Annotated in this window: 15 protein-coding genes; 7 read left to right on the top strand and 8 right to left on the bottom strand. The window is 33.5% G+C overall.

The genetic code is table 11. The features are described 5' to 3' along the window. Nucleotides 1–256: 256 nt before the first annotated feature. The gene (locus C8P70_RS00730) at nt 257–1,741 is read right to left on the bottom strand and encodes an aminotransferase-like domain-containing protein (RefSeq protein ID WP_133711434.1); all 1,485 of its coding nucleotides are present in this window, start codon (nt 1,739–1,741) and stop codon (nt 257–259) included. Between the two features lie 181 nt (nt 1,742–1,922). Between C8P70_RS00730 and C8P70_RS00725 the strand changes: the two genes are divergently transcribed. From C8P70_RS00725 to C8P70_RS00700, 6 genes are all read left to right on the top strand, one after another. Next, nucleotides 1,923–2,696 (top strand): hypothetical protein, encoded by a 774-nt coding sequence (locus C8P70_RS00725; RefSeq protein ID WP_133711433.1) that lies wholly within the window; start codon nt 1,923–1,925, stop codon nt 2,694–2,696. A 22-nt stretch (nt 2,697–2,718) separates the two neighbouring features. Next, nucleotides 2,719–3,759, top strand: coding sequence for a glycosyltransferase family 2 protein (locus tag C8P70_RS00720; RefSeq protein ID WP_133711432.1), 1,041 nt, complete (start codon nt 2,719–2,721; stop codon nt 3,757–3,759). A gap of 159 nt (nt 3,760–3,918) precedes the next feature. Then, nucleotides 3,919–4,896 carry a GNAT family N-acetyltransferase gene (locus tag C8P70_RS00715; RefSeq protein ID WP_133711431.1) on the top strand — a complete coding sequence of 326 codons (978 nt, stop codon included), beginning with the start codon at nt 3,919–3,921 and terminating at the stop codon, nt 4,894–4,896. Next, a complete protein-coding gene (locus tag C8P70_RS00710) occupies nt 4,887–5,990 on the top strand; it encodes a DegT/DnrJ/EryC1/StrS family aminotransferase (protein WP_317128241.1) in 1,104 nt (367 codons plus the stop codon). Before C8P70_RS00715 ends, C8P70_RS00710 begins: the two co-directional genes overlap by 10 nt. A gap of 14 nt (nt 5,991–6,004) precedes the next feature. Beyond that, nucleotides 6,005–7,294 carry an O-antigen translocase gene (locus C8P70_RS00705; protein ID WP_133711430.1) on the top strand — a complete coding sequence of 430 codons (1,290 nt, stop codon included), beginning with the start codon at nt 6,005–6,007 and terminating at the stop codon, nt 7,292–7,294. Nucleotides 7,295–7,314: 20 nt separating this feature from the next. Next, nucleotides 7,315–7,725, top strand: a complete 411-nt coding sequence (locus C8P70_RS00700) for a sugar 3,4-ketoisomerase (RefSeq protein ID WP_133711429.1) — start codon at nt 7,315–7,317, stop codon at nt 7,723–7,725. Nucleotides 7,726–7,751: 26 nt separating this feature from the next. Here the strand turns inward: C8P70_RS00700 and C8P70_RS00695 are convergent, their stop codons facing one another. Together C8P70_RS00695 and C8P70_RS00690 are read right to left on the bottom strand one after the other, a co-directional pair. Further along, complete coding sequence (locus C8P70_RS00695; protein ID WP_133711428.1) at nt 7,752–8,642, bottom strand: glycosyltransferase; 891 nt, start codon at nt 8,640–8,642, stop codon at nt 7,752–7,754. A gap of 2 nt (nt 8,643–8,644) precedes the next feature. Next, the gene (locus tag C8P70_RS00690) at nt 8,645–9,751 is read right to left on the bottom strand and encodes a glycosyltransferase (protein ID WP_133711427.1); all 1,107 of its coding nucleotides are present in this window, start codon (nt 9,749–9,751) and stop codon (nt 8,645–8,647) included. Between the two features lie 88 nt (nt 9,752–9,839). Here C8P70_RS00690 and C8P70_RS00685 point away from each other — a divergent pair, with 88 nt between their 5' ends. Continuing rightward, on the top strand, nt 9,840–10,934 hold the full coding sequence (locus C8P70_RS00685) for a glycosyltransferase (RefSeq protein WP_133711426.1): 1,095 nt from the start codon (nt 9,840–9,842) through the stop codon (nt 10,932–10,934). Here C8P70_RS00685 and C8P70_RS00680 read toward each other — a convergent pair. The 5 genes from C8P70_RS00680 to C8P70_RS00660 all read right to left on the bottom strand — a co-directional run bounded on the left by C8P70_RS00680 (nt 10,885) and on the right by C8P70_RS00660 (nt 17,273). Then, complete coding sequence (locus C8P70_RS00680) at nt 10,885–11,784, bottom strand: glycosyltransferase family 2 protein (RefSeq protein WP_133711425.1); 900 nt, start codon at nt 11,782–11,784, stop codon at nt 10,885–10,887. The two genes, C8P70_RS00685 and C8P70_RS00680, sit on opposite strands and share 50 nt — an antisense overlap. After that, nucleotides 11,784–12,470 carry a cell division ATP-binding protein FtsE gene (locus tag C8P70_RS00675; protein ID WP_133711424.1) on the bottom strand — a complete coding sequence of 229 codons (687 nt, stop codon included), beginning with the start codon at nt 12,468–12,470 and terminating at the stop codon, nt 11,784–11,786. Before C8P70_RS00675 ends, C8P70_RS00680 begins: the two co-directional genes overlap by 1 nt. A gap of 154 nt (nt 12,471–12,624) precedes the next feature. Then, the gene (locus tag C8P70_RS00670; protein WP_208293370.1) at nt 12,625–13,962 is read right to left on the bottom strand and encodes a KamA family radical SAM protein; all 1,338 of its coding nucleotides are present in this window, start codon (nt 13,960–13,962) and stop codon (nt 12,625–12,627) included. Between the two features lie 219 nt (nt 13,963–14,181). Beyond that, nucleotides 14,182–14,568 (bottom strand): Rid family detoxifying hydrolase, encoded by a 387-nt coding sequence (locus C8P70_RS00665; protein ID WP_133711423.1) that lies wholly within the window; start codon nt 14,566–14,568, stop codon nt 14,182–14,184. 35 nt (nt 14,569–14,603) lie between these two features. Continuing rightward, nucleotides 14,604–17,273 carry a putative LPS assembly protein LptD gene (locus C8P70_RS00660; RefSeq protein ID WP_394346283.1) on the bottom strand — a complete coding sequence of 890 codons (2,670 nt, stop codon included), beginning with the start codon at nt 17,271–17,273 and terminating at the stop codon, nt 14,604–14,606. Nucleotides 17,274–17,309 lie beyond the last annotated feature (36 nt).

Raw genomic sequence — 17,309 nt, 5'->3', positions numbered from 1 at the left:
TTTACTAATTAATTTTTTGTATTGCAACTGTTTGTATGGTGAGGTATAATAATTATCTTGTTTTTACAATGTTGTAAAATAAGAGGCATCCCCGATTAATTAGAAACTACAGGGATTGAAAAAAATAAGAAAAATAAGAAGAGAAGTATTCTTAACGACCTATCTTTAAAATAAAGATTATTGGTGTAAGTTTTTTAGGTTAGGATATTTTTTATGAGAACAATAAATTTTCTGTGCTTATATTAAAAAAAAGAAGTTATAATTTTGAAATAGACTTCCATATAATGGACAAACTGTGCTCTATTTCTTTTTCGTTAAGATGTCCAAATCCAACTCGCATTGCTGTTGTACTTTTATTTTGATATAAAAGCGTTTTGGGAATAAACAAATCGGATTTTTCTGCTATTTTTTTTAATCTTAAAAGATTAACGGGTGTATTCCATTCCATCCAAACTGCTAAACCCCCTGAGGGCTTTTCAAAAGTAAGGCTGTTTCCAAAAAAGGTTTCTAACTGTCGGCAGAAAAAGTCTCTTCGAGATTGATATATTTGCAGGTGTTTTTTTTGAAATCGATGTATTTCTCCTTCTTTAATCAGTTCACTTAAAACCTGTTCCATAACAGTATCGCGACGATGGTCTATCAATGTCAGATGTTGTTGTAATTCAGCTATCAGATTTTGTGGGGCAACAACAAAACCAGTTCTGAAGCCCGATGGCAGTGCCTTACCAAATGTACCAATATAAACTACCATTCCATTACCGTCAACGCTGGTTAGTGGTAAAACAGGACTTTTATCGTAGTGAAAATCATAATCATAATCATCTTCCAGAATAATAAAACCATATTTTGCCGCCAGATGCAGTAGTTTTACTCTTCGCTGCGCGCTGAGTGTTACAGTGGTAGGGTAGTGGTAGTGCGGAGTGATATACAGCATTCTGAGTGATTGTTTTTTGCATATTTTTTCCAGATAATCCACGTCAATTCCTTGTTTGTCGGTCGGAATCGTTATGATTCTTGCTCCTGCTTTCTGAAATGCCATATTGGAGGTAAAATAGCTTAGATCTGCTACTGCAACAGTGTCATTTATGTTTAATAAAATCTGAGACACCAGGTAGATACTCATTTCCGAACTTCGTGTAGTTAGTAAGTTTGAAATATCAATGTGCAATCCACGGGAAAGGTTAAGGTAGTTAACTAAATTACGCTTAAAAGAATCGTTTTCTGTATGATTGCTGTCATGCCATTTTTTGCCTATATGTTTTCTTCGTAAACAGGCACTGTAAAAAGAAGACAACTGTTCTATTTGCGAGAGACGAAAGTCAGGCGTTCCATCATTAAAAATGTAAGTACATCGCGTTTTCTCAAACGGATTGTCCATCAGATTTGATTGTATAAAGGAAAAGCCGGTTTGGACAGGATATTGATATTGGTATTTTTTAGGGTCGGTTTGTATTTTTTGCGGTTTCTGAAGTGTTTTTTCGATCACGAAAGTACCTTTATTAGGTTTTACTTCAATCCAACCCTGTTCTGCGAGTTCTTCAAATGCAGAAACAATCGTATTTCTGTTTACACTCAGCAGAACTGCCATCATTCGCGTGCCGGGGAGCTTGGTTCCTTTAGGCAAAAAATTCCGCTGAATGGCATTGCTGAACTGATTGGTTATCTGAAGATATACAGGAGTAGATGATTGACGGTCAATCTTAATAAAACTGTTGTAAGGAATTTTAACCGGACTACTCATGGTATTCTTTTTTAGATTTTAAACATGCCGGAAATTTACGTTTAAACTTTGATGTATTATAGGATTAATATTTAAAAATTTAAATATTGATACAGCTTATCAAAAATACCTATAAATGGGTATTTTTTAGTATTTCTTTGACTCTTAACTTTGTATTAACAAAACATAAAAACACCATATCATGAAATCTTATTTTGTTTTATTTGCACTATTGTGCTGTTCCATTTTATGTGGTCAGAATCTTGAGCCAATGACAGCAGACAGTGTTTTACCCGTAAAGAAAAATCTGGTAAAATTTAATATTGTTCCTCTATCGTGGGGAACAGGATCTTTAACTTATGAGCGAAAGGTAGTAGGCAGGTTGATTGCGGGAGCAACTGTAAATTACCGTCCACAAAGCGGAGCACCGTTTAAAAGTACTTTACAGAAAATGTTTGAAAGTGATGAAAGTGGAGATGATGCGTCTTTTGAAATTGATAAACTAAAGTATTCAAACTTTTCCTTTGCGCCGGAAATCAAACTTTATCTAGGTAAAAAAGGAGCTTTTAACGGATTTTATATCGCTGCTTTTGCTAAGATTGAAACCACTAAAATAAATTATGATTACAGGTTTGATGAATTGATATTATTGGGAGAAGATCCTAATCTTCCGCTGACTGGTAATATCAAAGCTTTTTCCGGTGGAATTTATTTTGGTGCGCAGTGGCATTTGGGCAAAAATATTTATCTGGACTGGCAGATTATAGGCGGAAATTACGGCTCAGCAAATATCGATATCACTGCCAGCAAAAACTTATCGGCAGAAGAACAGGCAGAATTACAAGATTTTGCGGAAGATTTAAAAGACAGCTTTGACAATATTGATTATGAAATCAGTGATAAGGGTATTAAGCTCAAAGGAAAAATGCCTTGGGCGGGTTTGCGAATGGGATTGAGTATAGCTTATAGATTTTAAAATTTGATTAGTTAAGAGTTAGATGTTTCTAGTATCTGTGATTTTGCCGGCGTATAATGCTGGCAAAACTATAAAAAGATGTATTAGCATCTTGAATCAAACTTATTGTAATTTTGAATTGATTATTGTTAATGATGGATCACAGGATGATACAAAAGTAATATGCAAAAAATTTAAACGCATAGATAAACGAATTTTGGTTGTTAATAAAGCCAATGGCGGTGTATCAGCCGCTCGAAATTCGGGAATGCAAGTTGCTAAAGGTTTTTTTGTTGCTTTTGTAGATAGTGATGATTTTCTATCAATTGGTTATTTAGAAAAAATGATAAATGACTATCATAAAACATCAGCAGATTTAATAATTCACAGATTTAATGCAATTGGATATGATCCCAAAAAAATTACTATACCTCATTATATTCCTAAAATATTGGAAAGAAAAGAATTTTATACACTTTTTAAAACATATAAAATTTATAAAAATGGATATGTATTTTCAAAATTATACCTTAATACAATTATAAAACAAAATGATATTAAATTTGATGAAGAAATAGTGCTTCACGAGGATACTGTATTTGTATTAACATATTTACAATACTGTAAAAAAGTATATCTCAATTCAATTGAGAAATATAACTATGTAAATACAAAAAAATCTCTTTCAAAGAAAGACTTTGAATTTACCTCTGTTTATAAAACTTATTTAGAGTTTTTAAAATTCTATAAACTATATAAAGCAGAAAATCCAAATATTCAGTTCTTGGTTTGTTACAAAACGTATATGAATAGATTATTAAAGAATTCATTAGTCAGCTTTTATAAAAGTAAACCGGAAAATTTAAATAGCATAGATTTTTTATGTTCAATTCCCAATGAAGCGATTGAAAATTTTAAAGACTATCAATTCAACTCTATTTTTAAACAAAAAATGTATAGTTTATTTAAACAGAACAAGGTAAAAAAGTTTAACATTATTATGACTATGCTATATAGTATATACTATATAAAAAATAATTGTAAATTAAATTTTTTTAAGTATAAGAATAATTTTTTGCAGTAATTTGACTTTAGTAGCATTACTTAAAAATAAAAATAGCTGTAAAGTCCTTACTTACAATCATTTTTTATAGCTTTAATCTTTAATGTATTTTTGCCGTAAATTTATTTTAAAGTAGTATTATTGAAAAATAAAAGAGTAAACAACTGCAAAGAATTCTAGATGTTGCAAATTATACCTTATACCGCCTGTTACCGAAAAGAGTGGGATTATTTTGTTCAGAGTCGAGCAAAAAATGGTACGTTTTTGTTTGAACGCGGTTTTATGGAATATCATCAGCATCGGTTTGAAGAAATGTCCATACTAATTGTTGACAACAATACCATAAAAGCAATTTTTCCTGCCAATCGGGATGGAAGTACGGTAATTTCTCACCAGGGATTGACTTATGGTGGTTTGATTTGCGATATGGGAATTAATCTTGAAAATTATATTCAATATTTTAAATTATTGCTGAAGTATTACAGTAATCTGGATATTGAGGAGATTTTGATAAAAGATATTCCACCAATTTATTCGTGCGTTTTTAGTGAAGAAATCAGTTATATAGCATTTTTATTAAATGCGCATTTGTACAGAAGGGACGTGCTGAGTGTTATTGATTTAAAAAGAAAATTACCTTTTTCCGAAAATCGCAGAAGAATGTGCCGAAAGGCTTCCTCTAAAAAGTATTTTGTAAGTGAAACTGCCGATTTTTCATCTTTTTGGAATTCAATTTTGATTCCCAGGCTGAAAGAAAAATACAATGTTAATCCGGTTCATACTCTCAATGAAATTGAACTTTTAAAACAGTGCTTTCCCAATCAGATAAGACAGTTTAACGTGTATAATACTCAATGTGAAATAGTTGGCGGAGTTACTGTTTTTGAAACACAAAAAGTAGCACATTTACAATATATTGCAGGAAAAGAACAGGGAAATAAAGACGGCGCACTGGATTTTTTGCAAAAAAAAATAATCGAAGATATTTTTGCCGATAAAGATTTTTTTGATTTTGGCATCAGTAATGAAGATAACGGAAAAACACTAAATAAAGGACTTTTACATTGGAAAGAAGGTTTTGGTGCTAGAACTGTTATTCAGGATTTTTACGCTTTTAAAACCTCAAGTTTTGCTAAATTGGATAAGGTATGGAAATGATTTCGTTTTTAGATTTACATAAGATAAACAAACCTTATGAAAAACTTTATTTACAAAAGACTTCTGAAATACTTGAAAAAGGCTCCTATATTCTAGGAGATGAGCTATTGGCATTTGAAAAAAGCTTTTCTGAGTATTGCGGAGTTCAGTATAGCGTAGGTGTAGGAAACGGACTAGATGCTTTGAAACTAATTTTTATGGGACTTATTCAAACTGGTAAGCTAACAGGAGGAGCTGATGTTATTGTACCGGCAAATACATATATTGCTACTATTTTGGCGTTGTTACAATGCGGTTTGAACCCGATTTTGGCAGAACCTGATATAGATACTTATAATTTATCGTTGGCGTCACTTAAAGAGGCTATTACTTCTCATACGCAGGCTGTGTTGGTTGTGCATTTATACGGTCAGCTTTCTGAAATGCAGGAAATCCGCCAATATACACAAGAGAGAGGTATTTTGCTTATAGAAGATGCCGCACAAGCTCATGGTTCAGTATCTGATAACGGAAAAGCCGGCGCAATAGGAGATGCAGCGGCATTTAGTTTTTATCCTGCTAAAAACCTGGGTTGTTTTGGAGATGGGGGAGCAGTGACAACGCATAGTGCAGAACTGGCAGAAGTTATCCGCGCACTCCGCAATTACGGCTCTCATATCAAATACCAGAATAAATACCGCGGATTTAACAGTAGATTGGATGAATTACAGGCTGCTATCTTAAACTTCAAATTACCGAATCTGGATGCAGAAAATGACAGGCGAAGGCAAATTGCTCATCGGTATCTATCAGAAATAGATAATTACAAAATAATTCTTCCTAAAGTCAAAAGCAGCAAGGCGCATAACTTTCACTTATTTGTTATCCGTGTTGCAGACAGAACTCATTTTCAGAATTATCTGCTTGAAAAAGGAATTCAAACTATGATTCATTATCCTATACCGTCACATAAACAAAAAGCGTTGTCGGAATTCAGTTATTTGTCTTTACAGGTAACTGAATTAATCCATGAAGAGGTTGTCAGTATTCCGATTTCTCCGGTTTTGAGCGAAAATGAAGTTTCATATATCATTGACGTTATTAACAAGTATTAAACCAGAATAAACGATTGAAAATTGTAAATAAAATAAAGTATCAGACGGTTTTTAAAATCGGAATTCTAAATAGTTTTGGAATTCTGATTCGCCTGTTTACGGGTATTTTATCAGCAAAGGCAATTGCTGTTTTTATCGGTCCTTCCGGAATGGCACTCATGGGAAATTTCCGTAATGTAATGGCTTCGATAGAGGGGATTGCTTCTTTTGGGTTTCCAAACGGAATTGTAAAGTATGTATCGGAATATAAGGAAGACCATAAAAAGATAAACAGTTTGTTTTCTACTGTGTTAATCTTTGTCAGCGCAATCTTGATCTTTGCGGTTTTATTGTTTGCTTTTTTCAGTCAGTGGCTGAATCATTATATTTTTGGGGACCAGTTTTCATTTTCGTTCTTGTTTGTTGTTATGGCATTCGCTTTTCCACTCCAGGTACTAAACGGAATTTTTGTAGCAGTGCTTAACGGATTGGGGTATTTTAAAAAAGTGATTTATCTCAATATTGCCGGAAATGTTTTAGGTGTTACGGCAACGGTATTGCTTTTATTGGTTGCCGAGCTGAGAGGAGCACTATTGGGAATGGTAATCTCGCCGGCATTATTGTTTTTTTTGTCGTGGTATTGGGTCAAAAAAGAAGTGAAATTTGAGTTGAAAACAGTAGATAAACAGTGGCTATATCCGCTGTTTTCCTTTTCGATTATGGCACTTTTTACAACACTGTGCACTCCTGCGGTTTATTTTTACGTTCGCAGGCTGATAATTCAATATTGTGGATTAGAACAAGCAGGTTATTGGGAAGCTATGCAGCGATTGTCTGGTTTTTATATGCTTTTTATTTCTACTTTAATCAGTATTTATTTTTTGCCAAAGCTGTCGGCTTGTCGGTCGGGAAATGAAGCGAAACAATACATAAAAATCTATCAGCAGTTTATTTTACCTGTTTTTGCAATAGGAATTGTAGTTTTTTACATTTTTAGAAATCAGACTACAACGTTGTTTCTCGACCGTAGTTTTTTGCCTTTGTCTGATTATTTATTTTGGCAGCTGATTGGAGATTTTCTAAAAGCTTTTGCTCTGATTTACGGTATTATGTTTTACTCATACCGTTTGGTCATACCTTATTTGATAACTGAATCAATATCATTTTTGCTGTTTTACGGATTGTCTTTTTACTGGATAAGTAGTGAAGGAATAACCGGGGTAACTAAAGCACATAGCGTGGTATATTTGGTTTATAGCATTATTTTACTAATTTATTTTTCGAGATATTTCAATAAACATTTTCCACAGCCGGATAAATTGTAAATTTGTAAAAATACCGTGTGATGAAAAATACCAGAGTTGAAGACTGTATTGAAATTGTTTTGCCTAAAATAGAAGATCCGAGAGGAAATCTGTCAGTCATTGAAAAAAATATTGTGCCGTTTGCTATTAAAAGAGTTTATTTTTTGTACGATGTTCCATCTGGCGCAGAAAGGGGCGGACATGCACACAAACAACAAAAAAGCGCGCTGTTTGCTTTATCGGGTAGTTTTGAAGTGACACTGGATGATGGAGAAAAAAAAAAGACAGTTCACTTGAACAGACCCGATATTGGAGTGCTTTTACCTCAGGGAATTTGGCGTGAAATCAAAAAATTTTCTTCAGGTTCGGTATGTCTGGTGGTTACTTCAGATGAATTTTCAGAAGAAGACTACATTCGCGATTTTGAAAAATTTAAATTATCTAAAAAATAATATTTAAAAATATAAAATATTGAGAACTAAAATTTTCTTTTTTTAAATTGAACTTTTAGCTTAAGTAATTTATAAACAAATAAAAATCTTCCCATTTTTAAATTATTCATCAAAGTAGTATTGATTCTCTTTACTATAGCGTTGTCCTCTTCTTTGTTTTGATTGAGGTCGTACACTTTTTCGAAAATTTTATACATTGTGCCATGCAAAGCTGCAGTGTGTTTTTTGTTGCGGTTGAACATAAAGCTGAGAGAATCTTTCAGAATGCGTTTCTGCACCCAGAAATCTTCAAAATAAACTATTCTGTAGCTTCTGGAAGCTCGTATCCAAAAGTCCAAATCTTCAAAAAACAGGTTTTCATCATAACCTTGTAAACGGTCAAAAACACGTTTGTTTATTAGAGCAGAAACAGAACAAATACAGTTTTTTTCTCCTTGTAAGATATAAGTATATAAATCTTGGGTGGGAATCTGATATATTACTTTTTTATGCTGATTAACATCAAAATAATATCCCAAAAAATGATTGTTCTGGTCAATCAGTTCAGCATTACTAAAGACTAAAGCAGTCTGATTCAGGTCGCATTTTAAAAAGGCAGAAACCTGTTTTTCAACTGAATGGGGAAACAGTATATCATCACAAGATAAATCGAGTAAAAAGTCTCCTTTGGCATATTTTGCAGCTTTATTAAAGCTTTTGGTAATTCCTATATTTTTATCGTTAACAATAAAAACAACTTCTTTTTTATTTTGTATCCATTGGTTTATTTTTATTACAGAATTATCTGTACTACAATCATCTATAATGATTATCTGAACAAAAGGATAAGCCTGATTGTAAACAGAATCAAGTGTTTTAATCACGTATTTTTCGTGATTAAAACAAGTGCAGATAACAGATACAAGGGGTTGTAGCATGACTATAAATTTGGTTTAAAACGGAGTAAATCTAGCCATTGTTTTCCTATATTTTCGAGTGTTAAGTGTTCAATGCTTTTTTGCGCATTTTTGCGCATATGCAAAAGCAAGGTTTGATTGTTTACCAAATTTTCAACAGCGTAAATTAAAGCTTTAAAATCTTGATTTTTAATTAACAGACCATTTTTATTATTTTCAATAATTTCGTTCGGACCTGAAACGCAGTCAAAACTGACAACAGGAGTGGAGCAAGCTAGCGATTCGATAATTACATTTGGAAATCCTTCATTTTTACTGCATAAAACGCTGAGAAGGGCGTTGCGCATCAGCGTATAGGGATTTTTTAAAAATCCGGTTAATATAATATGCTCTTCTAAATTAAGATTTTGTATTTGTTGTAACAAAGCAGATTTTAAATTGCCTTCGCCGGCAATAATCAGTTTGATGTTTTGTTTAGGCAAATGGCTTTGAGAGTAATAGTCAATAAGTTTGTCAAATTGTTTAATATCACTCTCCATACTACCTGTTGCTGCAATATATTTTAAATTTAAAAACGGGCAATCTTCTTCTTTTAAACGATTTATCATTTTTAAATTGATAGGATTGTAGATGGTTTGTACGTTGTGATAATCATACCTTTTTGTTACTTCATCTGCAATATATTGGCTGACAGTTATAATTTTATAGCTTTTTTTGTAAAGTTTCTTCGCCCAGAAAACACTAGAGGTAAAATACCATTCTGTCTTGCTGCTGTGGATGGTAGGAATATAATTTCTTTTAAATAGAGTTTGAGTGAGATACCACTCTGTCAGTGGTTTATTATGACAACGAAAATCTATAATGAAATCAAATTTTTGTAGTTTTATATAATTTTGTAGTTTTAAAAAACGCTTAATCCGTTGGAAGATTGGTATTCCTTTTGTTTTTAATAATCCTAAGTTTAAAACTGTTCCTTCAATTGGATAATCTATTTCGTTTAAATTTAAGATAGTATGAACTTCCATATCATGTCCAATAAAATAAGATGCCAGCAAAACGTGTACTTTTTCAGCACCTCCTCCTTTTAAGCTGTCTCCAATCAGAGCAATTTTTATTTTTTTTTGTGGCATAAGAATATTGGTCTATTTTTGAAGTGAATATTTGCGAAGGTAACAAAAAATAATGCAGAATATGCTGACAAATAGAGGCTGAAATAAAATGAAAATATTATATCTGGCAACTTTTATAACGGAATCGGGTGGGGTGGCAAAAATTGTTGCTGATAAAGTAAATATTTTTGTTCAAAGGGCTATAGACGTGTGTATTGTAAGCACTAATGATTCTGAAACGGAAACTTTTTATAGTTTTGATAATAAAGTTAAATTTGAGTTTTACGAAAAGAAGATAAGTTCTTTTATACAGTTAAAACGCTATTATCAGTTTGTACAAAAAGTAGCTTTCGAATTTAATCCGGATATAATTTTAGTAACCGATAATGGGATTAAAGCTTATTTTGCCCCATGTTTTTTAAAAAACAGACCGATTTATTTTGAGGTACATGGCAGTCGAAATAATCTCGTTTTGAATTGTCAGAATAAGCTGAAAGACTGGTTTATTCTTCGGATAACTCGTCTTTTAAGTATAAAGTTTGACGGTATAATTTTGTTGAATTCTCATATGCAAAAGGAATGGAAACAAAGACAAACGCTTGTTATTCCCAATTTTATTGATATTTCGAAAAGTGAAAACAAAATCTTTGAGTTCAATAAAAAAGTAATTGCTATTGGACGTCTTTCGTCAGAAAAAAACTATCAGCAAATGCTACAAATTTGGAGAAAAGTTTCAATTCAGCAACCCGATTGGACTTTGGAAATATATGGAGCAGGGGAGGAACTTTATTGGAATGAACTGAATCGGAATACAAATTATTCTCACGTTATTTGGAAAGGGTTATTAAGTCAGGAAAAACTAAAGAAAGCGATCAGTCAGGCCGATTTTTTAATTCATACTAGTCATCTGGAAGGTATGCCAATGGTCTTTTTGGAAGCTATGGCTTTAGGAAAACCGGTTATTGCTTTTGACGTTGATTTTGGCCCCGCCGATATTATTAGAAATGGAGAAAATGGTTTTTTAATTCCAAAAGGCAATGTACAGCAATTTGAAAAAAAAGTAATTAAATTAATGTCAAATAATGAGTTACTACAGAAAATGAGCAGGAAAGCAATTCAAAATACAGATAGATTTTGCAAAGAGGAAATAATAGCTATGTGGTTTTCCTTTTTTGTAGAGCAGTCCAATTGCGGTGAAAAATAATGAGCTTATACAAATCAAAAAGCTTTAGATTTGGATTTTTACCTAGCAGATTTTTTGTTATTATGTTAAACAATAATGCATCCACTAGTTCAACTGCCCAAGTACACTTGAAGGATTCCGTAAAAAAGTAAAAGCGTGTAATTTTAGTGTCCTTTTTTTCTAAAATATTTTTATTGAGAAGATTGACCAGATTAGTCATCGCTGTTTTTGTTTTTGTCAAAAATAGTTTAGAGCTTTCTCCACTTATATGATATATAGGGTTATCAATAACATGAATATTAATGTTGCTTTGTTTTACATCTTTATAAAATAAAAAATCTTCAAACCCATATTGTGTAATAGTAGGGTTAAAACGAATCTTAATCACTTTTTTATTGAATAAAATATTCATACAACTTATAAATCCATGGGGATTTTTAATTCTCTTTGAGAAAATTGCTGCTTCTCGTGAATGTCCGTATTTCCATCGCAATAATTGATTTTCTGCAGGTTTTTGATTTTTGTATAATAATCCACCTTGAATAAATAAATGCTGTGGTATGGAGTTTAGATAATGCGCTATGAAATCTTTTTTTTGTGGATAAACATCGGCATCTAACAATAATACCCAGTCATATTTTGCTTTATCAATGAGTAAATTTCTGTTTTTTGCCAGTTGAATATTCTGGGTATTTATTTCATAATGACAATTTTCTAAGTTATTAATATGATTATTGTTGTAATGATGATGGGAACAATCGTCTTGCACCAGAATTTCAAAATCTGTTGTAAGAGTTATTAATTCATCATATAATCTTGTGACGAGTGGAAAAATATCATAATTATATACAGGAATGAGGACAGAAAGCATTACTGAGCAGTTCTGTGGACAACTTCAAAAATAGTTCCATCATCACATTTCAGTGTTTTTGCCGGATACTTTAGCAGGAGAGCATAATCGTGCGTAACCATAATAATAGTTCTTCCGCTTTCATTGATTTTGAGTAACAGTTCCATTACTTCTGCACTAGTTTGCGGGTCGAGATTTCCCGTTGGTTCGTCTGCTAGTATTAAATCCGGATCATTGAGCAAGGCACGTGCTATAGCTACGCGTTGCTGCTCTCCCCCGGAAAGTTGATGAGGCATTTTTTGAATGTGTGGCAGCATACTTACTTTATCAAGAACTTCTTCAATCTTTCTATCCATCGCTTTTTTTTCAGCCCATCCTGTCGCTCTTAATGCAAAGTGTAAATTTCCATAAATAGTTCTATCCGGCAAAAGCTTAAAGTCTTGGAAAACAACCCCCAGAGATCTTCTTAAGTAAGGGATATCCTTTTCTTTGAGCTTACCTAAATCATAATCAACAATATTGCCCTGTCCAGTCAAAAGAGGTAAGTCGGCATAAAGTGTTTTCATAAAACTGCTTTTTCCCGCACCGGTTTTGCCGATGATGTAAATAAATTCTCCATTTTTTACCTCAAGATTCAAATTAGACAATACTTTATGATTGTTCTGATAGATATCCACTCCTTGTAATGATAAAACTGTTTTAGACATGACAAACCAAATTTTGGGTAAAAATAGTGAAAGTTTACAAGATTTTCTTATCAATTTATATTCAAGAGAAACTAATAATATTATAATTTCTATTATTTTAAATATTAAAGAATACACATGTTTGATGTTTAATCAAATCATGTGTATTTTTACCTTATCCTGCATTCTGAATCATTTCTCTTAATTCTTCATTGAAAAAGAATTCGTTGCCATAAAAAGGCTGTAAGTCATCCATCCAGCTAGCTTTTGAATCGTATTTAGCAAAGAAAACTTTACCCACCCAGTTTGGATTTCTACCTTGTATCATTCTTAAGGCAAAAGCTTTTTGCATTTTTCCGTTTTTTTCTATTTCTGTTACACCTAAAATTTGAACCTTTCCGGGGGTACAGGACATACTTGGTCCTCTGACTGTTCTGCAAATACCGCTGACTTGCTGATATGCTTTTCTGAAAATATACCATGCCTGTTCTAAAGGAACTTCAAAATAATGTTGAGCGCCGGTATCTCTTTCTACAAACATGTAGTATGGAATCATTCCCATATTTACCTGTTCTCTCCACATATGAGCCCATACATCAGCGGAGTTGTTTATCCCTTTTATAAGAGGGGACTGTGTCCTGATTTGAGCTCCTGTAGCCAAAATGACTTTTACGGCTTCCTGAACTGCTTGGGTCTTCAATTCATTCGGGTGATTAAAATGAGCCATTATAGAAAGATTAATACCGCTGTCAACAATTTTTTTAAACAAAGCAATAAAATCATCAGCATCAGCATCGGTAAGGAATTTGTAAGGCCAGAAACCTAATGACTTAGTGCCTATCCGGATGGTTTGAATATTGGTTTTGTTGTCTTGTGACAAAAAAGGAGTAATATACTGGCTAAAAACTTTATAGCTCATAATCATGGGGTCTCCTCCGGTAAATAATAAATCGGTTACTTCTTGATGTTCTTCCAGGTATTGAACAAGCAAGTCGGTTTCTCTCATGGCAAATTTCATGTCGTCCATCCCTACAAATTGTGCCCATCTAAAGCAAAAGGTACAATAGCTGTGGCAAGTTTGTCCCGAACTGGGGAAAAATAAAGCCGTCTGATCGTATTTGTGCTGTACGCCCGGTAATTTGTGTTCGCCTACACTTGGAACATTTAATTCCATTTGACCAGCCGGATGAGGATTGAGTTTGTAGCGAATTTTATTAGCTATTTCTTTTAATTTAGCCTTATCCTGCGTGTTTTGTAGTGTTTTTCTCATTAACTCATAATCTGTATGAGAAAGCATTTCTTTTTGCGGAAAAGTTAATCTAAAAATAGGATCTGTTTTGTAGTTATCCCAGTCAATTAGTTCATTGATAACATAATTGTTAACTTTAAAAGGCAAGACATTTCCTACTACTTCAATTGCTTCAATATCTTCAGCATTCATTTTTTCTAATTGAGGAATAGTTTTAAAATTACTCAATAAATAAGCCTTGTACTTCATTGGTTCCATGTTCATAATAAAGGTTGTTTTATTTTATAGATAATAAAGATAAAGTCACAAATTGCAGATAAAAACAAAAATAAATTGTGACAAAAATGCAATATATAAAAAAATAACTAAAAAATAAAATAAAATATTGCTGAGGCCGTAAAATAAGGAGGAAAGTTAAATTAAAAAATAACCCACAAATAAAATGTTTTGTGGGTTTGTATCAGAACATAGAAATTCAGAGAATTAACCTTTTTTTGCAGCAATCATCGAAATTTCGATATTTACATTGCGTGGAAGTTTAGCAACCTGTACGCATTCTCTTGCCGGTGCAGTTTCTTTGTTGAAATGTTGACCATAGATTTCATTTATTGTGGAAAAATTGTCCATATTGATTAAAAAAATGGTCGATTTAACCACATTTTCAAAGGTCATTCCTGCTTCGTTTAAAATTGCCTCCAGATTTGTCATAACCTGTTTGGTTTCGTCTTCGATTCCTGATGTAATCAGTATTTCCTTGGCCTGGTTAAACGGAATTTGTCCCGATATAAAAAGCAAGTCACCAACCATAACAGAATGGTTATAAGGACCTATTGGGGCAGGGGCAGCAGGAGAATTTATAATTTTTTTCATGTGTTTTTTATTTTTGGGTTAATTATTCGTGGATTTTACCTTGCGAAAAAGCGCTTGTCAGGAGATTTCCTCTTTTCCCATTTGATGTCGCTCAACATAGAAGACTTGATTCCGATGAAGAATCCCCAACTGGTATATGTTCCGATGGGTACCCAGGTAAAGTCCATTCGCCAGCTTAATAAATCCCTTTCAAATCGCAGCTGGGTAAAGGTAACTCCTTTTTGAACAAAATCATAACCAGATGAAAAGCCTACTTTCCATCGTGGACTTAGTTCGATATTACCCGAAACCATTACGGAGTTATTGACAATTTCGTTTTGCCTTTGCGAATTATTGTATGTTAAGGAATAGGCAAACGTTAAGTCCCATGGGAGTTTGGCATTATAAAACCCTTCAAAAGGCCTTTCTGCATCATCATCCTCATTGCCAAACATACTGTCTCTATTATCTCCGAGGTTCATAGATTGTCCGAATAAATCATCTCCTCGTCCTCCGTTGTCGATAGAATTTTGATTGGGAGTATCGCTGTTGCCGAATAAAGGGTCATTGCTGGACATAGACCAGTTCACGGTTAAGTTCGCACTGGTAAGTCTGAACAAGCTACCTCCGTTGTTAATATTGTAAACATCTATTCGTCGGTTATTGTTATCAAGAGCATACGGGTCTAATGTAGCTCCGAGGTTAATCTGCATTTTATCTTTTAGAATAGCAGTTCCTGCGCTCATTCTGACTGGTGCCCATTTTAATGAATCGGCAGAAATGTTATAACTGGTTGAAAAGTTTAGGTTATTCAAGAGCATGAGTTTCTTTGGTTCGCCGGTTTCGCTTTCATCATCTCTTATTTTGGCTTCAAAGGTGTTGCTTAAACTCATGTTCAGCATATTGGAATTCATTTTGCCCGGAGCTCCGAATAATCCGCCTTGAAATCGCGTGTAATCCTGCATAGTCTGTCCGGTGGCATCAATGGCATACGTATCGTAATACTGCTCAAAACTAGGTGTATATGAATATCCGATATTCGGACGCATAACGTGCCTGATGGCTTGTATTCTTGCGTCTTTGTTAAAGTTAAATGTACCGTAAATAGTTGTTCCTACACTGGCTGTAAAATTATAGGTTCTAAAGCTGTCAAATCCGTTAACACGAATATCTTCAACCTTGTTTTTTTCAGGATTATATTCTTTTTTGGTAGTGTCAAAGTACCATACTTCATTATAATTTCCTCCTGCAGTTACTGAAAAGTATTTAAATACTTTAAAGTTGGTAGAGATAGGAATGCTGTGTTGAAATCCTGTGTTTAAACTATCAAACATTTCTTTTTTAAAGAAAAATTCTTCTTTTGTTCTTGCCCTGTTTTCACCTCTCAGGTTGTATGAAAATTTTAGATTTTTTATAATTCCCTTTTTAATTCCGTTTTTAGGAGCAAACGGAAACATATTGTCTACACTTAACTGCAGGGTGGGCAAAGTCATGTTGATATCCTGTGTATTGGTTGATTGAGAGTGTGTAGCGGTTAGTGAGAGGTTGACTTGAGGAGTGCTCTCAAATGTTTTTGAGTAACTGATTGAAGAACTCATCGTATTGTTTAACGAAGCCCCTACGTTATAAGAGTTATTGGATTGTCTGAAATACTGGCTGCTTCCTAAGTTTACCGATGCAGAAAATCTTGAACTGGGGTTCGATTTAGGATCCTGATTGTGGTTCCATTGAATATTGTATAGTTTGGAAGACTGGTAATCCGGCAATCCTTTTTCACTAAAAATATTGTTTTCGTACCGGACTAAGACTCGACCATTGTATTTGTATCGTTTTGCATAGTTACTATTTCCCCTTAACGCCCAGCTGCCGTTGGTATAATAGTCTCCCTGAACTGTCAAATCCAGCTGATCGCTTATAGCAAAATAGTACCCTCCGTTTTGCAGGTAATACCCTTGCTCATTAGTGTCTCCCACGCTGGGAATGATGAAGCCGGATTCTGCTTGTTCGGACATCGGAAAAAAAGCAAAAGGAAGTCCTAACGGTGTGGGAACATCGGCAATAACCATATTGGTAACTCCTACAACCACTTTTTTGTTGGGAACAAATTTTACTTTTCGCGTTTTAAAGTAATATTCCGGATCGTCTAAATCTTTGGCAGTAGTAAAAATAACGTCTTTCATAAAGTAGACCGAATCATTTTCTTTTTTGGTGACCTCTGACTTTATGCGGAATTCGCCTTGAGAAGTTCTAGACTGCCATACCAGAGCTTTTTGGGTTTTGGTATTGTATCGGATAGAATCTGGTTCTACTACTTGTGAACCTTGCGTAAAAACAGGAGGCTGAGATAAATTTCCTAAACTGTCTTTTATTCTTCCGGCATATATTTCATTGGTGTCATAATTAAAGACAATAATCCCAGATTTTAATTCAAAATCCTGATATTTGATTTCGGCTTCGTTATACAGTGTAAGTTCTTTCTTTTTTTGATCGAGTTTTTCGTAATCTTTCGCTTTGCGATATACAATAGCTTCTAAAATGGGTTTTTTAGCGGGGTTTGCAATGCTGTCATTTTTTAATTGCGTGCTGTCTTGCACAACTGATTCCATAGCGGGACGGATAGAATCCTGAGGAGAAACTATACTGTCGTTCGGCAGAGTTGTTTTTAGCGTTGTGGGTTGTTTATCAAATTCTTGTGCCAATATCTTTTGGAATGATAAAACACAAATAAAAGATAAAACTAAAACGATATTAAAAATATTTGT

Source organism: Myroides indicus (assembly GCF_004364575.1).
Lineage (GTDB): Bacteria > Bacteroidota > Bacteroidia > Flavobacteriales > Flavobacteriaceae > Flavobacterium > Flavobacterium indicum_A.
This window is presented reverse-complemented; position numbering and strand designations above follow the sequence as displayed.